Raw genomic sequence first — 15,332 nt, forward strand, 5'->3', positions numbered from 1 at the left:
TTCGGTTCGTGTGTGGGTTACTGCGGCAGCGCGATCCACTGGTCCGCGACGCGGTGCACGCGAATGCGTTGGTCGAACACCTTTTCCAGCGCCGCATGGGTGGCCGGGTCGCCGCAGGTGCCGTGGTGCACCACGCGGCCGTGGTTCATCACCACCAGTTCGTCGGCGGCCAGCGCCATCGGCAATTCGTGCAGCACGCTGACCACGGTCTTGCCCTGGGCGACGAGGGCGCGCACGGTCTGCATCCAGTCGGCCTGGTGCGGCGGGTCGAGGTTGGCGAGCGGCTCGTCCATCAGCAGCAGATCGGCCTCGACCGCGAGCGCACGCGCCAGCAGCACGCGCTGGCGCTCGCCGCCGGAGAGCTGGCCAAGCGGGCGGTCGCGCCAGTCCCAGGCCTGGGTGGTGCGCAGCGCGCGCTCCACCGCGTCTCGGTCGGCCGCGCTGGGCGCTGCCAGCCAGCGCTGGTGCGGCAGCCGGCCGAGCATGGCGATGTCGTAGACCATCAGGTCGTCGGCGCTGCCCTCGCCCGTGCCGCTCTGGCCGAGCCAAGACAAGCGCTGAGCCCGCAGGCGCGCCGGAATCTTCGCCTGCGGCTCGCCGAACAGCCGCACCTCGCCACGGTGCGCGAGCAGCCCCGCCAGCGCCTTGAGCAAGGTCGACTTGCCCGCGCCGTTCGGCCCGACGATGCTGGTCCAGCGGCCGGACGCGAGCGCCAGGTCGATGCCGTGCAGCACCTCGGCGGCGCCGAGGGTGGCGCTCAGGCGGCGCGCTTCGAGCGCCGGTGCGTTGTTCATGCCACGCCCCCGCGGGCGCTGCGCCGGTGCATCAGCCAGAGCAGGTAGCTGCCGCCCAGCACCGCCGTGAGCACGCCCACCGGCAGTTCCTGCGGCGCGATCAGCCAGCGCGCCAGCAGGTCGGCCGACATCAGCAGCAAGCCGCCCATCAGCGCCGACAACAGGATGAGCCGCGCATGCGTGGTTTTCACCATCGAGCGCACCAGGTGCGGCGCCGCCAGGCCGACGAAGGCGATCAGCCCGGTCTGAGCCACGGCCGCGCCTGTCGCCAGCGCGAGCACAACCACCAGCGCCGCGCGCATCGCGCCCAGCGGCAGGCCCAGGCTGCGCGCCGTGGCCTCGCCCAGCGCCAGCCCGTCGAGCACTGGCGCCAGCGCCCAGCCGAGCAGCAGGCACACCGCGCCGACCATCGCCATCACCGCGCAGGCGCTCCAGCCGACCAGCCCGGTGCTGCCGAGGATGAAGCCCTGGATGGCCTGGAGAATGTCGGCCGAAGCGATGGTGATGAGATCTTTGGCGGCGCCGAGCACCACGCCGACGATCACGCCCGCGAGCAGCAGCCGCAGCGTCTGCTGCACGCCGCGCGCGAGCAGCAGCGTGAGCATCACCGCCACCACCGCGCCGATGAAGGCCGCGCCCGTCAGCCCGAGCCGCATCACCCATTGCGTGCTGGCGGCCGAACCGCCGAACATCAGCAGCGCCAGCGCCACGCCCAGCGATGCACCCGAGGCGCTGCCCAGCAGGTACGGGTCGGCCAGCGGATTGCGGAACAGCCCCTGCGCCACCGCGCCCGCCAGCCCGAGCAAGGCGCCGGCCAGCCAGGCGCCGAGCGTGCGCGGCAGGCGGATGTCCCACACGATCTGCAGCGCCACCGGGTCGTGCCGTGCCGACAGCAGGCTCTCGAAGCCGGTGCTGCCGATGCCCAGGCCCAGCAGCATCGCCCCCGCGCCCAGCACCAGCAGGCCGAAGCCCAGCAGCAGAACCCGCCGCAGGTGCGCCGTGTGCCTGACCGCCGCGTTCACCGACGGCCGCCCTTGTCGCCCAGGCACTGCGCCATGAGGCGCGCGGCCTCGTCCATGCGCGGGCCGGGCCGCACCAGCACGTCGGACTGCTCGGCGCTGAAGCGGCAGATGCGGCCTTCGCGCACCGCGCGGATGCCGGCCCACCCGGGGCGCTGCTCCAGCCCCTGCGCGCTGCGCACGCTGACCATGATGAGGTCGGGATTGGCGCGCACCACGTATTCGGGGTTGAGCTTGGGAAACGGGCCGAGCGAAGCCGGCACGATGTTCTTCGCGCCGAGCCGGGTGAGCGTTTCGCCGATGAACGACGACTCGCCCGCCGCGTAGGGCGCGCTGTTCACTTCGAAGTACACGCGCAGGCCTTTCGCGCTCGCGGGCAGCGACTGCGCGGCGGCCGACACGCTGGCGTCGATCACGCGCCAGACCCTGGGGGCCTCGTGCGTGCCCAGCACCTGGTCGAGCTTGTCGAGCACGCGCCGCACGTCGGCATGGCTCTTGGGCTCGAGCACCAGCACCTTCACGCCCAGCGCCTCGAGCCGCTGGGTGACGCGCGACGACTTGGCGAGCAGCACCGCGTCGGGCTTGAGCGCGACGATGGCCTCCACGTTCGGGTCGAGCCCGCCGCCGACTTGCGGCAGCGCCTTCACCTGCTCGGGCGAATTGGAATAGCGGTCGATGCCCACCAGCCGGTCGCAGGCGCCGAGCGCGCAGACCGATTCGGTGAGCGAAGGCAGCAGCGTGACGATGCGCCGCGGCGGCTCGCGCAGGCTCACGGTCACGCCGCGCTCGTCGACCACGTCGAGTGCGTGCGCCGCCAGCGCGAACAGCGCCAGGCCGCATGCGGCCAGCGTAATCCGGATCTTTTTCGCGCTCATGCGGCGGGGACCTTCAGGCTCAGCGGCAGGCCGGCCGCCATGAGCGTCACGCGGTGGCAGGCGGCGGCCACGTCCTGGTTCAGGCGGCCCAGCGCATCGACGAATGCGCGCGTCTCGCGGCCCAGCGGAATCACGCCGAGGCCGATCTCGTTGCCCACCAGCACCACCGGGCCGCGCGCTTCGCGCAACGCGACCATGAGCATGCCCATGTGCGTGGACGGCGTGCGCGTGGGAGGGCGGGCATCTTCGGCGGGCATCGGCATCAGCAGGTTGGTGAGCCAGAGCGTGAGGCAGTCGACGACCACCAGCGTGTCGGGCGTGCTCTGCGTGACCACGGCACGCGCGAGTTCGATCGGTTCCTCGATGGTGCGCATGCCGGGCACGCGCTCGGCACGGTCGGCCTGGTGGCGCACGATGCGCTCCTGCATCTCGTCGTCGTACGCCTGCGCGGTGGCGATCATCACGGCACGGCGGGTGCGCGGCTCAGCGGCGAGCCAGTCGGCGGCGCGCTGCTCGGCGCGGCGCGACTTGCCGCTCTTCTGGCCGCCGAGGATGAACTCGTGCTCAACAGTCGCGGGCTTGATCATGGTGGGCATGGCTTTGCAACTCGGTGGGCATGGCGCCGAAAAGTCGCGCGGTGGCTTCGGGGCTGGAAGCGAACCACGCATGGAAATAGCTGGCGCGCACAGGGCCGTGCACGTAGAGCGCCTCGCCGCCCTGCGCGCCCACGGCCTGGGTCGTGCCGGGCCGGGCGGTGCGCGCGACGGGCGCGAGCGGTGTCTCGCAGCGCGAATAGTGGAAAGTGTGGCCGCGCAAGGCGTGGCTGCCGAGCTGCAACTGCTGCGGGCCGAGGCCGGCCAGCCGCTTCTGCATGGTCACCCTGCCGGGCAGCAGGCCCCACAGGCGATGCACGTTGCCGGCCTCCGCGCCTTCATGCGTGGCCAGCTCTTCGAACAGCGCCATCATGCCGCCGCACTCGGCCCATACGGGCTTGCCGGCCGCCACATGGGCCGCCAGCGCGGCGCGCATCGGTTCGCAGCGCGACAGCGCCTCGGCGTGCAGCTCCGGGTAGCCGCCGGGCAGCCAGACCGCATCGCAAGCGGGCAAGGCGTCGCCCGCGAGCGGCGAGAAGAAGGAAAGGCGCGCCCCCAGTGCGGTGAGCACGTCGAGGTTCGCGGGGTAGATGAAAGAGAAGGCGGCATCGCGTGCGATGGCGATGGTGCGGCCGGCCAGCAGCGGCTGCATGTTCGCGACATGCGGTGCGGCATCGAAGCGCACCTGCGGCAGTTGCGCGATGTCCATCTGCCCCAGCGGCGTGCCGGCCAGCACGTCGGCCACGGCGTCGAGGCGCGCCATCGCGTTGCCCAGTTCGTCCGCCACCACCAGCCCCAGGTGCCGCTCCGGCAGCGTGAAGTCCGCGTCGCGCGGCAAGGCGCCGAGCCATTGAGAAGGCTCGCGCAGCGCGTCTTTCAGCATGCCGGCATGGCGCTCGCTGCCCACGCGGTTGGCCAGCACGCCGGCCCACGGCAGGCCGGGCCGGAAGTTCTGCAGGCCGTAGGCCAGCGCCCCGAAGGTGCCGGCCATGGCATGCGCATCGATCACGGCCAGCACCGGCAGGCCGAAGCGCACGGCCAGGTCGGCCGCGCTCGGCGTGCCGTCGAACAGGCCCATCACGCCTTCGACGATCAGCAGGTCGCAGTCGGCCGCCGCCGCACGCAGGCGCTCGCGGCAGTCGGCTTCGCCGGTCATCCAGAGGTCGAGCGAATGCACCGGCGCGCCGGTGGCCAGCGCGAGCCAGAGCGGGTCGAGGAAGTCGGGCCCGCACTTGAAGGCCCGCACCCGCCGGCCCTGCCGCGTGTGCAGCCGCGCGAGCGCGGCCGCGACCGTGGTCTTGCCCTGCCCCGAGGCCGGCGCGGCCACCAGCACCGCGGCGCAGGCGGCCGCCGCGGCACCGGCGGTGTCGCTTGCTTGCGAGGGGTTGCTTATTGCGGCGTCCACTTGAGACCGACGTACGCGGTGCGGCCGGCGGTGGCGTACAGGCGTGCGTACTGGTAGTCCTTGTTGCCCACATTGTCGACCCGCGCGATCAGGTTCAGGTCGCGCGTGAGCTGCCTGCTGGCCGACAGGTTCAGCACGGTGTAGCCGCCGAGCTTGACGCTGTTGGCGGCGTCGTCGTAGCGGCGGCTCGAGGTCTGCACCTCGGCGCCCAGCGTCCAGCCGGCGACGCGCCAGTCGGCACCGAAGGTGGCGTGGCGCTGCGCACGGCGAGCCAAAAGGTTGTGCGTGCCGAGGTCGCGCGGGTCCTGGAAGTCGAGCGAGGTGCGCAGCGTGACGTCGCCGATGCGGTGGCCGCCCGACAGCGTGACGCCCTGGTAGCGGGCGCGCGCCGTGTTCCTGTAGCAGCCGAAGGAGGAGGCGCAGCCCTTGGCGGTGCCGTCGAAGCTGATCAGGTTGCGCACCTGGTTGTTGTAGACCACGATGCCGGCGTGCGAGGCGCCTTCGGTGTACTGCAGGCCCAGTTCGACGTTGCGGCTGGATTCGGGTTGCAGCGTGGCCAGGCCGTATTCGCTGAAGCGCTGGTAGAGCGTGGGCACGCGGAAGGCGGTGCCGGCCGAGGCCGTGAAGCGCAGCGACGGCGTGATGGCATAGCCGTAGGCGGCGCTGCCGGTGGTCTTGCCGCCGAATTCGCTGTCGCGGTCGTGGCGCACATGCAGCTGCAGCGAGTGCGGGCCCTGCACGAAGCCGTAGCCCAGCGACAGCGCGTCCTGCGCGCGGTCGCGCGACAGCAGCTTCGAGCTGGTGGTGGGCGCGTTGTCGAGCGCGTCTTCGCGGCGTTCCAGGGTGGCCGTCACCAGGTGTGGGCCGAAGCGGAATTCGTTCTGGAACAGGTAGCCGCGCAGGTGGGTTTCGGTGCGGTAGAACGAAGGCTGCGTCTTGTAGACCGACTGCGAATCGGTGATCTGCACGCGGGTGCTGTAGACGTCGTTCCACTTGGCCGACCAGGTGAGGCCGGCGGTGCGCAGCGTGTTGCTGGAGATGTCGTTGGCGAACAGGAACGGCAGCTTGGTCCTGTACGACACGGTGGCGTCGTAGCCGGCCTTGATGTCGCTCGCGAGCAGCGTGGCGTCGATGCGCTGGTCGGGCGTGATCTGGAAGCCCAGCTTCACGTTGCCCGAGGTGCTGTTGTAGCCGTCGCGGTCGGGGCTGGTGAAGCCGTCCTTGACCACATTGCGCTTGTCGACCGGCTGCACGTTGTAGCCCTTGCTTTCTTCATGCTCGACACCGAAGGAGTAGTCGAACAGGCCCGACTTCCCGCTCACGCCGCCTTCGATCCTGCGCAGGCCGTAGCTGCCGAAGCCGATGCCCGCGTAGGGCGAGACGCCCTCCTCGCCGCGCTTGGTGAAGAGCTGGATCACGCCGCCGATGGCGTCCGAGCCGTACACCGCGGCGGCCGGGCCGCGCAGCACTTCGATGCGGTCGATCTGCGACAGCGGGATGCCTTCCCAGCCGGCGCCGCCGGTCGATTGCGAGTCGATGCGCACGCCGTCGAGGTAGACGGCCGTGAAGCGCGTTTCCGCGCCGCGGATGTACAGGCTCGTCGTGTTGCCGATGCCGCCGGTGCGCGAGATCTCGATGCCGGGCAGGCGCGCCAGCACGTCGGCCACGCCGGTGGCGCCGCTGCGCTCGATGGTCTGGCGGTCGATGATCGACACGTCGCCCACCAGGTCAGACAGCGCCTGCGGCGTGCGGTTGGCCGTGACCACCGTCTCGCCGAGGGTGGGCGCCTGTTGCGCATGGGCCAGGCCGCCGAAGGCGGATGCCAGCGCCAGCGGCAGGCAGGCGAAGCGGAGACGGCGCGCAGGAGCGCGGCCACGGAAAACGGAAGCGTGGGAAATCATGAAATGTGCCGAACGAACGTCAATGCCCCGTGCCGGCTTCCCCGCCGGCACCTGGGCGCAATGGCTGCCTCGCGCACGGATTCTTTTTTTCCGTGCATGCGGCAGCCGCCTTGTTGGCCGGTATCCGGGCTGGCAGAACGCCCCTCGCCGCCTTCCCAGGCACCTGTTTCAGGGTGCCCAGTGGCTGAGTGGAGAGGGGTGACGCCTTGCGGCGTCGTCTGCTTGACCGTTGCGGGGGCAGCGCAGGCGGCTTGGGCCCGGCCCGGTACGCGCTCGAGGGCGTTCGGGGGACCTTCACTCCTGCTTCCCGTTGAACCGCGGCGCGTGAACCACGCCGCAGGCACCAACGGGCGGGATTTTAGGCCCTGTCCGACACGATTTAAGCCGAAAGTTGCGCACCGCTAACATCGCAGCGATGCGCCCGGCCTCGGTTTTCCTGAATATTCGTTCCGCGCTGCAGCGGCTTTTCGGCGTTTCGGGCTGGCAGTCGATGCTGCTCTGGTCCATTGCCGCGGGCCTGCTCGGCACGCTGGCGACCGAACTTTTCCGCGCGGCGCTCTACGGCTTCGAGCATCTGGTGCTGGGCCCCGGGGAAGGGCTGGTGGCCATGGCCAGGCACCTGCCGTGGTGGGCGCGCGTGGCCTGCCCCACGCTCGGCGGGCTGGTGGCGGGCCTGCTGCTGGTGCTTGCCAAGCGCGTGGCGGAGCGAAGCGCCACCTCCGACTACATGGAAGCGATCGTGCTTGGCGACGGACGCATTCCAGTCGCGCAGACGCTGGTGCGCAGCGCGTCGTCGCTGGTGAGCATCGGCACCGGCGGCTCCATAGGGCGCGAAGGCTCGATGGTGCAGCTCGCGGCGCTGGCCGCCTCGCAACTGGGGCGGCTGCTGCGCTTTCCGGCGGAACGGCTGCGGCTGCTGGTGGCCTGCGGCGCCGCCGCCGGCCTCACGGCCGCCTACAACGCGCCCATCGCGGGCGCCTTCTTCGTCGCCGAAATCGTGCTGGGCTCGATCGCGATGGAAAGCGTGGGGCCGATCATCATCGCGTCGGTGGTGGCGAACGTCGCGATGCGCGCGCTGCCGGGCTATCAGCCGCCTTACAAGATGCCGGCGTTCCCCGAGATCCACGGCGCGGAGGTGGTGCTGTTCTGCGTGCTCGGCGTGCTGCTGGGCTTTGCGTCCGTCGGGTTCCTGCGTGCGCTGCAGGGCAGCCGCGCGCTGTTCGCCAGGCTGCCGCTCGCGCTGCCGTGGCGGCTGGCGCTGGGCGGGCTGCTGATGGGCGCCATTTCCGTACCGATGCCCGAGGTCTGGGGCAACGGCTACAGCGTGGTCAACGCGGTGCTGCACACGCCGTGGCCCTGGACGCTGATCGCGATGGTGCTGGTCGCCAAGGCGGCCGCGACCATGGCCACCGCCGGCTCGGGCGCCGTGGGCGGCGTGTTCACGCCGGCGCTGTTCTTCGGCTGCATGATCGGTGCGCTGTTCGGGCTGGCGGTGCAGGCGCTGTGGCCGGCTTCCAGCTCCGCGCCTTTCGCCTATGCCATCGTCGGCATGGGCGCCTTCCTGGCGGGAGCTACGCAGGCGCCGCTGATGGCGATATTGATGATCTTCGAGATGACGCTGAGCTATCAGGTCATGCTGCCGCTGATGGCCGCGAGCGTCATCGCGTACTTCATCGCGCGCTCGGCCAATGCCGGCTCCATGTACGAGATCACGCTGCGCCGCAACGAGCAGCGCGACGCGCAACTGCGCCTGCGCGGGCTGCACGTGCGCGACCTGGTGCAGCCGGCCGAGACCGTGGTCGGCCCCGAGGCGGACCGCGAGGCGATGAGCAGGCTCTTCCTGCAGCACCCGGTGAAGTACCTGTACGTGGTCGATGCCGGCGGGCGCTACCTGGGCGTGGTGCCGCTGGCCGCGCTGGGCGCAGCGCCGGCCGAAACCACGGCCGGCGCCCTGCTCTCGCAGGCGATCCTGCCGATCACCGCCGACACCGGCCTGGGCGAAGCGCTGCAGCGCTTCCTGGAGCACCGTGGCGAGCGACTGCCGGTGATCGAGAGCGCGGCCGACCCGGTGCTGCTGGGCGTGGCGGCCAAGAGCGCGCTGCTCGCCACCTATGTGCGGCTGAGCGAGTAGTTTGAAACGCCGGTGGAAGGCCGCAGAATCCATGCCTGCACGCCCCCTCGCCCGAGCACGGCGAAGGGCCCCTCCCAGGGAAACTACAATCGCCAACCATGCCCGCATCCAGCCCCATCGACCAGATCGCCGAGCGTGTCGAACGCCTGCTCGTGCGTCACGAAGAGGTGCAGCGCACCAATGAGTTGCTGCAGGAACAGGTCGATGCGCTCACGCGCGAACGCGACGCACTGAAGTCGCGGCTCGCCGCGGCCCGCACGCGCCTCGACGCGCTGCTCGAACGGCTGCCGGCTGAACCACCTCCCCAAGACCCCTCCGCATGAAGCAGATTGAAGTACAGATCATGGGCCAGAGCTATCTGCTCGGCTGCCCCGACGGCGGCGAAGCGCAGCTGCGCGAAGCCGTCGAACGCGTGGACGCTGCCATGTGCAAGATCCGCGATGCGGGAAAAGTCAAGGCCCGCGACCGCATCGCGGTGCTGGCCTCGCTGAACCTGGCCTTCGACCTGGCCGCGCAGCAGGCCACTGCCGCCGCCGCGCCCGCGGCAGTACCTCCCGCCGAGGCAGCAGGCACCGCCCCCGATACGGCGGAAAAAGACCCGAAGGCCGCGCAGCTCATTCAGAGACTCGATCAAGCCCTTGCCGGCGATGGACATTTGCTCTGAATGAATTCGTCGGACACAGGCAGGGAGGCGTAAAATCCGAACTGTCTGCAGACGTGTCGGGCTTAATATTTCCTTGTTCCAATGCTCTCCGGAGCCGGGCTTGGTACATCGCTAGACGGGCGTGATCATCTCGCGTCAGATGAACCCGAAGTCTTGCTGCCCTCGCCCACCTGAACCCTGGTTCAGGATGCGGGTCCGGCACATCATCTGCAGACACCTTTTCCCGCCGCGGCCCCCTGCACCAGTTGCACGGGGCCGCTGCTTTTTGCAGAAGCACTTTCCCTTCCCTGCGCCACCGTGAACATCACCGCCCTGCTCGACCCCCTGCTCATCGCCGAACTCGCGGCACTCGGCCTCGGTACCGGCTTTCTCGCGGGCCTGCTGGGCATCGGGGGCGGCATGATGATGGTGCCGTTCATCACGATCATCATGGGCCACCGCGGCGTGCCGGCCGACCTGGCGGTGAAGATGGCCATCGCAACCTCCATGGCCACCATCATCTTCACCTCGGTGTCGAGCGTGCGTGCGCACCACAAGCGCGGCGCGGTGCGCTGGGACATCGTGAAGCGGCTCGCGCCCGGCATCGTCATCGGCAGCCTCGTGGGCAGCCTGGGCGTGTTCGCGCTGCTCAAGGGCACGGCGCTCGCCATCGTCTTCGCGCTGTTCGTGGGCTTCTCGGCCACGCAGATGTTCCTCGACAAGAAACCCAAGCCCACGCGGCAGATGCCGGGCACGGGCGGCCAGCTCGCGGCGGGCGGCGCCATCGGCTTCATCTCGGGCCTGGTGGGCGCGGGCGGCGGCTTCATCAGCGTGCCGTTCATGACGTGGTGCAACATCGCCATCCACAACGCCGTGGCCACGAGCGCGGCGCTGGGCTTTCCGATCGCGGTGGCCAACGTGGCGGGCTACGTGGTCAGCGGCCAATCCGTCGACGGCCTGCCGGCCGGCTCCTTCGGCTACATCTGGCTGCCGGCGCTCGCGGTGATCGCGGCGTGCAGCGTGCTCACCGCGCCGCTGGGCGCCAAGGCCGCGCACAGCCTGCCGGTGAAGAAGCTCAAGCGCGTGTTCGCGAGCATCCTGTACCTGCTGGCGGCCTACATGCTCTGGAAGGGCCTGCACGGCTGAAGACGGCGAGCTGCCGGTCCGGCAGCTCCGGCTACTGCTGCACCCGCTGCCGCCACTCGCGCGGCGAGCACCCGAAGCGCTCCCTGAAGGCACGGCTGAAATGGGCCGCGTCGTTGAAGCCCCGCCCGTAGGCGATCTCCCCCACCGGGCGGCCCGCCAGGCGCGGCTCCAGGAGGTCGCGGCTGCAGGCCTCGAGCCGGCGCTCCCAGATGTACTGCGACGGCGTGAGCGGTTCGCTCTTGAACACGCGGTGGATGTGGCTCACCGACATGCCCAGCTCCGCTGCCAGCGTACCCACCGACAGCGACGGATCGGCGAGCTGCTCGTCGATGCGCCTTTTCACGCGCGCCAGGTGGTACGCCGTGAGATTGCTGAGCGCCGGCGCGCGCGCCGCCGGCAATGTCTGCAGCCCCGCCACCAGGATGTTCTGCACCCCGTGGGCCACGGCCAGCGCCGAGGCGGGCTGCAGCGTGTCGATGTCCTCCCGCAGCGTGCGGATCATGCCCAGCAGCAGGTGCCCCGCGCCTTCGCGGCCTGACACCGTGGTGGCCGTCAGCGCCTCGGTGTCGCGCAGTTCGCTGCGCAGGCGCTCGCCGGGCAGCTTCAGCACGATCTGCTCGAAGGCCTCGTCGAACAGCAGCTGGTAGGGCCGCGTGCTGTCGTACAGCGCGAAGTCGCCGGCCGACAGCACGGCGTCGCGACCGTCCTGGCGCACCACGCCGTGGCCGCGCGCCTGGATGCTCACGAGGAAGTAGTCGTCGCTCGATCTCGAGATGTGGCCCGGCGTGCGCATCACCTTCTGCGGCGCTGAGGTGACCACCGACACGTCGAGGCCCGGCAGCGTGTGCTGGCGGATGCTGCCCTCGAAATCGCCCGTGTCGCCCTCGTGCACCGGGTCGCAGCCGAGCTGCACGTAGACGTTGCAGATCATGTCGGTCCAGTAGGCGAGCCGCTGGTTGCGCGAGACGGCGTCGGTGCTGATCAACTGGGTCATCGGGGGGTTCCTCGGAAAGCCCGCGAACGGCGCGGACTGGTGCATGCAACGCTGGAACAAGAACGCGGCCAATCCTGGTCAAGCCGTTCCGGCGGCGCGAATTTACGCTTCAAGCAACCCGCATGCCACAGCGCAAACCCGGTGCGCGCGGCCTGCGGTTCGTTACTTTCATAGCACCTGGAGATCCACCATGCCGACCACCGTCCACCCCAAGCTGCGCGTCGCCGCCGTTCAGGCCGCGCCCGTGTTCCTCGACCTCGACGCCACCATCGACAAGACCATCGACCTGATGGCGCAGGCCGCGAAGCAGGGCGTGCAGCTCATCGCCTTTCCCGAGACCTGGATCCCCGGCTACCCATGGTGGATATGGCTCGACTCGCCGGCATGGGGCATGCAGTTCGTGCAGCGCTACCACGACAACTCCCTGGTCATCGGCTCCGCCGAGTTCGAGCGGCTGAACGCCGCGGCGCGCAAGCACAAGATCTGGCTGTCCTTCGGCTTCAGCGAGAAGTCGGCGGGCAGCCTCTACATCGCGCAGGCGCTGATCGACGACCAGGGCAACACCGTGCAGACGCGCCGCAAGCTCAAGCCCACGCACGTGGAGCGCACCGTGTTCGGCGAAGGCGACGGCGCCGACCTGCACGTGGTGGAAACGCCCATCGGCAACATCGGCTCGCTGTGCTGCTGGGAGCATCTGCAGCCGCTCAGCAAGTACGCCATGTATGCGCAGAACGAGCAGATCCACTGCGCTGCCTGGCCCAGCTTCTCGCTCTATCGCAGCGCGGCCTACGCACTGGGGCAGGAAGTCAACAACGCAGCGAGCCAGGTGTATGCGGTCGAGGGCGGCTGCTTCGTGATCGCGCCCTGCGCCACCGTTTCCAAGGCCATGAGCGAGCTGATGTGCACCGACGCCGGCAAGCAGCAGATGCTGGGCGTGGGCGGCGGCCACGCGCGCATCTACGCGCCCGACGGTTCACCGCTGGGCACGCCGCTGGCGGAGGACGAGGAAGGCCTGGTCGTCGCCGACATCGACCTCGGCATGATCTCGCTCGCCAAGGCCGCGGCGGACCCCAGCGGGCACTACTCGCGCCCCGACGTCACGCAGCTGCTGCTGAACAAGACGCGCCGCGAGCCCATGGTGGTGCAGCTCACGCCCGAGCCCGAGGGCAGCGCGGCCGAGCCGGTCGTGGCCTGACACCGAAGGAGCCGAGCCGTGGAATCCGCCATCGCCGAACACCTGAAGTGCCCCCGCACGCGCCACCGCCGCGTGGAGGACGACTACGCTCCACCCTACCCCGTGTGGTCGGCCCGCGCGCCCGTATCGACCACGCAGGTGGTCATGGGGTACTTCGGCGTGCAGTCGCGCGGCGCGGACATGCAGGGCCACGCCTGCGCCGCGCTGATGAAGATCGCGCGCGACTTCGCCCTGCCCGACGGGCCGGGCCACCACGACCTCACGCACCACGTCGATGCCGACGGCTTCGACAACATGATCGCCATCGCCTACTGGCGCGACCCCGATGCGTTCAGGCGCTGGTGCGCCACGCCCGCTGTCGACGCATGGTGGCGCGCCGACGAGCGGCTCACGGAAGGCCTCGGCTACTTCCGCGAGATCGCGTCGCCACGCGTGCAGCACTTCGAGACCATGTTCAACACGCCCGACCGCATGGAGGGCGTGGGCGTGGTGATGGGCGGCGTCAGCGGCGAGCTGCAGGAGCACGGCTACTGGGGATCGATGCGCGACCGGATCCCGCTCTCGCAGACCGACGCCATGGCGCCGTCAGGCACGCGCGCGGTGATCGCCGGCGCGCCGGTGCCGGGGCAGCGCGTGCGCATCGCCGGCCACGAGAACATCGCGATGATCCGCTCCGGCCAGGAGTGGACCGACACCAGCGGCCAGGAACGCACGCTCTACCTGCAGGAAATGGAGCCCGTGCTGCGCGAAGGCATGGACTTCCTGCGCGACCAGGGCCTGGGCATCGGCTGCTACAGCAACCGCTACATGCACCACCTCGACACGCACGGCAAGCCGCTGCAGAAGTCCTTCGGCCTGAGCTACTGGCACTCGCTGGCCGACATGGAGCGCTGGGCCGAGTCGCACCCGACGCACGTCGCGATCTTCGGCAGCTTCATGCGCTACGTGCAGGCGCTGAACTTCCAGCTGCAGCTGCGCGTGTACCACGAGGTGTCGGTGCTGAAGGCCGACGAGCAGAGCTACGAGTACATCAACTGCCACGCGCGCAGCGGGCTGATGAATGGGCTCGCGCCCGCGGCATGAGACGACCTGCGGTCAGCTCGCGAACAGCGCCTTGTGCTCCGCGCGCAGCAGCGCCTTCTGCACCTTGCCCATGGTGTTGCGCGGCAGCTCCGGCACCACGAAGCAGCGCTTGGGGATCTTGAAGTTCGCGAGCTTCGACTTGAGGTCGGCCACGATGGCTTCGGCGTCGAGCGCGGCGCCGGCCTTGGGAATGACGATGGCCACGCCCACCTCGCCGAAGTCGGGGTGCGGCACGCCGACCACCGCGCTCTCGGCCACGCCGGCCATCTCGTTGATGTAGCCCTCGATCTCGGCCGGGTACACGTTGTAGCCGCCGCTGATGATCAAGTCCTTGCTGCGCCCGACGATGGTGATGTAGCCCAGGCCGTCGATCTTGCCCACGTCGCCGGTCTTGAAGAAACCGTCGGCGGTGAACTCCTCCTTCGTCTTCTCGGGCATGCGCCAGTAGCCCGAGAACACGTTGGGCCCGCTGACCTCGATGTTGCCGATCTCGTCGGTGGTGCAATCACGGCCGCTGTCGTCGCGCACGCGCAGTTGCACGCCAGGCAGCGCGAAGCCGACGGTGCCGCCGCGGCGCTCGCCCTGCTCGGGCCTGTAGGGGTTGGAGGTGAGCATGGCGGTCTCGCTCATGCCGTAGCGCTCCAGGATGGTGTGGCCGGTGCGCTCGCGCCACTCCTCGAAGGTCTCGATGAGGAGCGGCGCGGAGCCGGCGATGAACAGCCGCATGTTGCGCACCGCCTCTCGCGTGAGGCCCGGCTCCGCCAGCAGCCGCACGTACAGCGTGGGCACGCCCATGAACACCGTGGCCTCGGGCAGCTTCTGCACGACGCGCTTGGGTTCGAACCTGGAGAACCACAGCATCTTGCTGCCGTTGAGCAGCGCGCCGTGCAGCGCCACGAACAGGCCGTGCACATGGAAGATGGGCAGCGCGTGGATCAGCACGTCGGCTTCGGTCCAGCCCCAGTAGTCCTTCAGCACCTCGGCGTTCGACAGCAGGTTGCCGTGCGACAGCATCGCGCCCTTGCTGCGCCCGGTGGTGCCGCTGGTGTAGAGGATGGCGGCCATGTCGTCGGCCTTGCGGTGCGCCGGCGTGTGCCGGTCGCTGCATTGCGCCGCCACTTCGAGCAGCGTGCCGGTGCGGTCGTCGTCCAGCGTGAAGACGTGCTTCGTGCCCGCCGCGTTGGCGATGGGGCCGACCCACGGCGCGTTGCGGCTGGTGCACACCACCACGGCGGGCTCGGCGTTACCGATGAAGTATTCGATCTCGGCGCTCTGGTAGGCGGTGTTCAGCGGCAGGAACACGTAGCCCGCGCGCAAGGTGGCGAGGTACAGCAGCATCGCCTCGACCGACTTCTCGACCTGCACGGCGATGCGCGCGCCCTTCTCGAGCTTCAGTGCATCGAGCAGGTTGGCGATCATGGCGCTGGCGCGATCGAGGTCGCGCCACGAATAGAACAGGCCGTCGTCGGTCTCCACGGCAATGGCGTCGAGGTCGGCGGGAAAGGCCGCGCGCAAGGCGGCGAACAGGTTGGCGTTGGCAGGCTTCTTCATCG

The 15,332-nt window shown here is 69.9% G+C and carries 14 protein-coding genes and 1 riboswitch; of the genes, 6 read left to right on the forward strand and 8 right to left on the reverse strand.

Features of this window, described 5'->3' with window-relative positions; translation table 11 throughout:
• Positions 1 to 17: 17 nt before the first annotated feature.
• From C4F17_RS06890 to C4F17_RS06915, 6 genes are read right to left on the reverse strand one after another with little or no spacing between them, the layout of a single operon-like run.
• On the reverse strand, positions 18 to 794 hold the full coding sequence (locus C4F17_RS06890; RefSeq protein WP_106934726.1) for an ABC transporter ATP-binding protein: 777 nt from the start codon (positions 792 to 794) through the stop codon (positions 18 to 20).
• Positions 791 to 1,816 carry a FecCD family ABC transporter permease gene (locus C4F17_RS06895; protein ID WP_106934727.1) on the reverse strand — a complete coding sequence of 342 codons (1,026 nt, stop codon included), beginning with the start codon at positions 1,814 to 1,816 and terminating at the stop codon, positions 791 to 793. The genes C4F17_RS06890 and C4F17_RS06895 overlap by 4 nt, the downstream gene beginning before the upstream one ends.
• Positions 1,813 to 2,688 (reverse strand): ABC transporter substrate-binding protein, encoded by an 876-nt coding sequence (locus tag C4F17_RS06900; RefSeq protein ID WP_106934728.1) that lies wholly within the window; start codon positions 2,686 to 2,688, stop codon positions 1,813 to 1,815. Before C4F17_RS06900 ends, C4F17_RS06895 begins: the two co-directional genes overlap by 4 nt.
• Positions 2,685 to 3,284, reverse strand: coding sequence for a bifunctional adenosylcobinamide kinase/adenosylcobinamide-phosphate guanylyltransferase (locus tag C4F17_RS06905; RefSeq protein ID WP_081266955.1), 600 nt, complete (start codon positions 3,282 to 3,284; stop codon positions 2,685 to 2,687). Before C4F17_RS06905 ends, C4F17_RS06900 begins: the two co-directional genes overlap by 4 nt.
• The gene (locus C4F17_RS06910; RefSeq protein WP_106934729.1) at positions 3,253 to 4,686 is read right to left on the reverse strand and encodes a cobyrinate a,c-diamide synthase; all 1,434 of its coding nucleotides are present in this window, start codon (positions 4,684 to 4,686) and stop codon (positions 3,253 to 3,255) included. Before C4F17_RS06910 ends, C4F17_RS06905 begins: the two co-directional genes overlap by 32 nt.
• Entirely contained in the window at positions 4,671 to 6,587 is a 1,917-nt protein-coding gene (locus tag C4F17_RS06915; RefSeq protein ID WP_106934730.1) for a TonB-dependent receptor domain-containing protein, read from the reverse strand. The genes C4F17_RS06910 and C4F17_RS06915 overlap by 16 nt, the downstream gene beginning before the upstream one ends.
• Before the next feature lie 98 nt (positions 6,588 to 6,685).
• A riboswitch (cobalamin riboswitch) is annotated at positions 6,686 to 6,949 on the reverse strand.
• 53 nt (positions 6,950 to 7,002) lie between these two features.
• Between C4F17_RS06915 and C4F17_RS06920 the strand changes: the two genes are divergently transcribed.
• From C4F17_RS06920 to C4F17_RS06935, 4 genes are all read left to right on the forward strand, one after another.
• Positions 7,003 to 8,718, forward strand: a complete 1,716-nt coding sequence (locus C4F17_RS06920) for a ClcB-like voltage-gated chloride channel protein (protein ID WP_106934731.1) — start codon at positions 7,003 to 7,005, stop codon at positions 8,716 to 8,718.
• 98 nt (positions 8,719 to 8,816) lie between these two features.
• The gene (locus C4F17_RS06925; protein WP_081270851.1) at positions 8,817 to 9,041 is read left to right on the forward strand and encodes a DUF904 domain-containing protein; all 225 of its coding nucleotides are present in this window, start codon (positions 8,817 to 8,819) and stop codon (positions 9,039 to 9,041) included.
• Positions 9,038 to 9,382 (forward strand): cell division protein ZapA, encoded by a 345-nt coding sequence (locus C4F17_RS06930; protein WP_106934732.1) that lies wholly within the window; start codon positions 9,038 to 9,040, stop codon positions 9,380 to 9,382. The genes C4F17_RS06925 and C4F17_RS06930 overlap by 4 nt, the downstream gene beginning before the upstream one ends.
• 303 nt (positions 9,383 to 9,685) lie before the next feature.
• On the forward strand, positions 9,686 to 10,507 hold the full coding sequence (locus tag C4F17_RS06935) for a sulfite exporter TauE/SafE family protein (protein ID WP_106937468.1): 822 nt from the start codon (positions 9,686 to 9,688) through the stop codon (positions 10,505 to 10,507).
• Positions 10,508 to 10,538: 31 nt separating this feature from the next.
• On the opposite strand, the gene C4F17_RS06940 is transcribed toward C4F17_RS06935, so the two are convergent.
• The gene (locus tag C4F17_RS06940) at positions 10,539 to 11,501 is read right to left on the reverse strand and encodes a helix-turn-helix domain-containing protein (RefSeq protein ID WP_106934733.1); all 963 of its coding nucleotides are present in this window, start codon (positions 11,499 to 11,501) and stop codon (positions 10,539 to 10,541) included.
• Positions 11,502 to 11,691: 190 nt separating this feature from the next.
• Between C4F17_RS06940 and C4F17_RS06945 the strand changes: the two genes are divergently transcribed.
• Both C4F17_RS06945 and C4F17_RS06950 read left to right on the forward strand, forming a co-directional pair.
• Positions 11,692 to 12,696, forward strand: a complete 1,005-nt coding sequence (locus C4F17_RS06945) for a carbon-nitrogen hydrolase family protein (RefSeq protein WP_106934734.1) — start codon at positions 11,692 to 11,694, stop codon at positions 12,694 to 12,696.
• Positions 12,697 to 12,714: 18 nt separating this feature from the next.
• Positions 12,715 to 13,779 (forward strand): phenylacetaldoxime dehydratase family protein, encoded by a 1,065-nt coding sequence (locus C4F17_RS06950; RefSeq protein WP_106934735.1) that lies wholly within the window; start codon positions 12,715 to 12,717, stop codon positions 13,777 to 13,779.
• 12 nt (positions 13,780 to 13,791) lie between these two features.
• On the opposite strand, the gene C4F17_RS06955 is transcribed toward C4F17_RS06950, so the two are convergent.
• Positions 13,792 to 15,330 (reverse strand): malonate--CoA ligase, encoded by a 1,539-nt coding sequence (locus tag C4F17_RS06955; protein ID WP_106934736.1) that lies wholly within the window; start codon positions 15,328 to 15,330, stop codon positions 13,792 to 13,794.
• Between the last annotated feature and the right edge of the window lie 2 nt (positions 15,331 to 15,332).

It is taken from the genome of Variovorax sp. PMC12, from assembly GCF_003019815.1.
Classification (GTDB): Bacteria; Pseudomonadota; Gammaproteobacteria; order Burkholderiales; family Burkholderiaceae_C; genus Variovorax.